Source organism: Ochrobactrum sp. SFR4, assembly GCF_019730395.1.
Taxonomy (GTDB): Bacteria; Pseudomonadota; Alphaproteobacteria; order Rhizobiales; family Rhizobiaceae; genus Pseudochrobactrum.
Window position 1 is genome coordinate 1 of sequence record NZ_JAAPBB010000545.1, and the last position, 311, is coordinate 311.

The 311-nt window shown below is 54.7% G+C and carries 1 protein-coding gene; it reads right to left on the reverse strand.

Going from position 1 to position 311, the window contains the following annotated elements:
* A partial coding sequence (locus tag HBA93_RS20180) for a porin (RefSeq protein ID WP_221724463.1) occupies positions 1-311 on the reverse strand: 311 nt, incomplete at both ends.

The following is a 311-nucleotide window of genomic DNA, read 5'->3' on the forward strand; positions in this document are numbered from 1 at the left end:
TCCTTGTTATAGGCATCATAGGCGGCAACGGCAGTCAGAGAACCCCAACCCTGTGCGTAACGCAGGCCACCAACGACATGCGGCGTGTAATCTTTGATGACCGCGCCCCATTGTTTGCCTGTCCAGCCAGCCGGTACATCATCAATATCACCATTACCGCCCTGCTCCAGAGACAGAATTGCGGACAGACCATTCCCTCCGATAAAGGTGTAGCTGATGAGGCCGGTACGACCGCCACCAGGGAGGATCACGTCATCATTCAGTACATTTCCAAGTCCGCCGGGGAACGTTTTAAACACGGAGTCATCCAG